The 3,285-nt window shown below is 45.5% G+C and carries 2 protein-coding genes; both read left to right on the forward strand.

Translation table 11 applies throughout. From position 1 onward, the window contains the following. Positions 1-259 precede the first annotated feature (259 nt). The gene (locus AAC033_RS18735) at positions 260-2,611 is read left to right on the forward strand and encodes a TonB-dependent receptor (protein ID WP_339741024.1); all 2,352 of its coding nucleotides are present in this window, start codon (positions 260-262) and stop codon (positions 2,609-2,611) included. A gap of 45 nt (positions 2,612-2,656) precedes the next feature. After that, the coding region (locus tag AAC033_RS18740) for a PepSY-associated TM helix domain-containing protein (protein ID WP_339741026.1) at positions 2,657-3,285 on the forward strand (629 nt) is incomplete at its 3' end.

Here is a 3,285-nt window from a genome sequence, read left to right on the forward strand (position 1 = left end):
TTACAGCTTCGCCTCCTCAGTCCCATTTGGCTGAGCACATTATAGGTGTGAAAAAGAAAAACCGACACCTACAACGTGTCAGCAAATTGAGCAACAAAATTACTCAATTAGTTTTATAAATCGTTAAATAGATTTGGAAATTTGATTGAGCGGATCATTTTTCTATGCTTAAATCACCATTTCTTGGGATTGCGGCAATAAGTCGTTCACTCTACTTTTGCTAATCAAAATTTATTCATAATGCAAAAAAGTTAAATACATGAAAAAATTCTACAGCGTGATGACCTTGCTTCTTGTCATCACATCAATATATGCTCAAACCGGAACCTTAAGTGGGAAAATTGTTACTTCAGAAGAATATGAAGGGTCTTTGATTAATCTCGGACTGGAAGGAACGACCAAAGGAACCCTGACGAATGCAGATGGATATTATGAGATCCGAAATATAGGTGCCGGCAGTTATTTCTTAAAAGCGTCATTTATTGGATTGGCCACAAAACGAGTTCCGGTTACCGTAGTAGCAGGTCAGGAAACGGTGGTTCCGGATATCGTGATGGAGGAAAGTAATGAAGAATTGGCAGAAGTCGTGGTTACCGGCTCATTTTATTCCAATTACATTAGCGACCAGCCGTCGAAGGCCTTGAAAATTTCAACTCCCTTGCTGGAATTGTCCCAGAATGTTCAAGTAATAACTAAGGATCTGCTGGCTGACCAACAGGTGATTGACATGCTGGAGAGTGTTACCCGGAATACCAGCGGGGCAATGATGATTGAACATTGGGGAAGCTTTGCCCGGATTAATATGCGTGGGTTTAAGTTGCCGGCTTTTCGAAATGGACTGAACGTTGATTTGCCTTGGGGACCTCTGACTGAAGACCTTTCAGTGGTTGAGCGCATTGAGTTTGTGAAGGGACCGGCAGGTTTTATGTTGTCATCCGGCGAACCGGGTGGTTTTTACAATGTGGTCACCAAGGCACCGCAAGACAATCCGGTGAATGAAGTTTCGCTCCTGTTCGGATCGTTCAATACCCTTCGTGCCACTGCTGATCTTGGCGGAAAATTGAGTGACGACGGCAAACTCCTCTATCGTCTGAATTTGATGGGATCGATGAAGCAGTCGCACCGGGCTTACGAGTACAACGACCGCTACACTTTTGCACCGTCAATAAAGTATCAGATTAACGAGCGGAGTTCATTAACCGCTCAATACCTGTATCAACATTCGCAAATGTCGGTGATTGGCGCTGCTTATGTATTTTCTACAGACGATTTTGCGAGTTTGCCCCGCGATTATACCTTGGGTGAACCAAATATCGATCCATCCAATATTCGTGAACACAATGCCTTTTTGGATTTCAATCATCAACTGAACCCAAATTGGGACTTGACAGCCAAATTGTCCTATTTGGATTATAAGCTGGTGGGAAGCTCCTTGTGGCCCGATTCTGTTAAGACTGAAGGAATTTACCGGGGATTAAGTGTTTGGGATGCGATTAGCAATGCCAAGCTCGGCCAAGTGTTTGTGAATGGTGATGTGCGAACCGGATCGGTGCACCACCGCGTTCTTGCGGGGCTCGACCTGGGCTCAAAGGAATATTTTGCTGACTGGTTCCAGGGTGGCGCATTGGGCGGACCGGACAATCCGTTGTCGTATGATGATCCGGTTCATTTTGTGCCTTCCTCTGCCATGCCGGTTTTTGACCGGACCATGAGCATTCGCCAACGCGCCTTTGGAAGTTATCCGGCGAGTCAGGAGCTTCGTTATTCAGCCCTGTATATTCAGGATGAGTTAGGCTTTTTTAATGATCGCCTGCGTTTAACGCTTGCCGGGCGCTATACGACCTATCAATCGGAGGTTTATGGTGGAATAACATCGGATGAAGTTTTTACACCGCGTGTGGGCTTGAGTTTTTCGCTTGATGCGCAGACTTCCATTTATGGTTTGTATGATCAGTCTTTTATTCCCCAGTCGGGAACGGATAAGAGCGGAAATGCTTTTGATCCGGTTGAAGCGAATGATCTGGAGGCTGGAATAAAAAGGCAATGGGCCGATGGGCGGTGGAATTCATCGCTGACCTTTTACCAGATTACCAAAAACCATGTGCTGACCACCGATCCGGAAGACATTAATTTTAGCATTCAGCTGGGCGAGGCTCAGTCAAAAGGTGTTGAATTTGATATTCAGGGTGAAATTGCCCGGGGACTTAGCCTGATTTTAAACTATGCCAATACGAATGTTGAAGTGACCGAAGACACCAATCCGGATGTTGTTGGAACACGTTTGGCGGGGCATGCCAAGCACATGACCAACGGCTGGTTAAAATATCAATTTAAAAACTCCGGTATGAACGGTCTTTCGCTGGCGTTGGGTTATCAGTACCAGGTCGATCGGTCCTCGTGGAGCTGGGGTGCAGCAAATGAATCGGTACTGCCCGATTACTTCCGGTTGGATGGTGCCATTAGCTGGGCTAATGATGATTTTTCAATTGGGCTGAATGTGAACAATTTGCTGAATGAGTATTTGTACTCAGGAAGCGCTTATGCTACCTATGTTTACTGGCAGTCGGAGCCAGGTACTAACTTTCGGTTGAATGTGGCTTACAAGTTTTAACAAGAGCAGGATGGTGGAAATCAAATACAAATATAAAATGGCACAATGATGAAGTCGCTGATAGGAAAAATACATCTTTGGCTGGGCTTGGCTTCGGGAATCGTTGTTCTAATTGTCTCGCTGACAGGATGCATCTATGTGTTTAGCAAAGAAATTAGCGGTCTGCTTAGAAAAGAGGCTATGTATACCGAGCAGCAGTCAGGAGAAATGATCCCGGTAAGTAAGGCTTGGAAGCAGGCCGAGAAGCATTTGGGTGACGGGAAGACGATTGGCTGGGCGACCATATCGAATGATCCCCGGAAAAGCTGGGTGTTTTCAAGCTACCAGAGCAATGCCGACGCGGTCACTTATTTTGGCATGATTGAGCACTATGAATCGGTGTATGTCGATCCGTACAGTGGTAAAATTTTAGGAACTTATGATGAGAAAATGGATTTTTTCAACATCGTCAAGTTTCTGCATTGGAGCTTGTTGCTGACTACACCCATCGGACAGCCCATCGTCGGGTGGAGCACCTTGGTTTTTGTTGTGCTGCTCATTACCGGTTTGGTTTTGTGGTGGCCGGGAAACTTTAAACGTGCTAAAAATCTGTTTTGGATCCGCTGGCCCAAAGCAACTCCGGGGCATCGTAAGAACTATGATCTGCATAATGTGATCGGGTTTTACAGTACATT

The organism is uncultured Sunxiuqinia sp. (assembly GCF_963974515.1).
Taxonomy (GTDB): domain Bacteria; phylum Bacteroidota; class Bacteroidia; order Bacteroidales; family Prolixibacteraceae; genus Sunxiuqinia.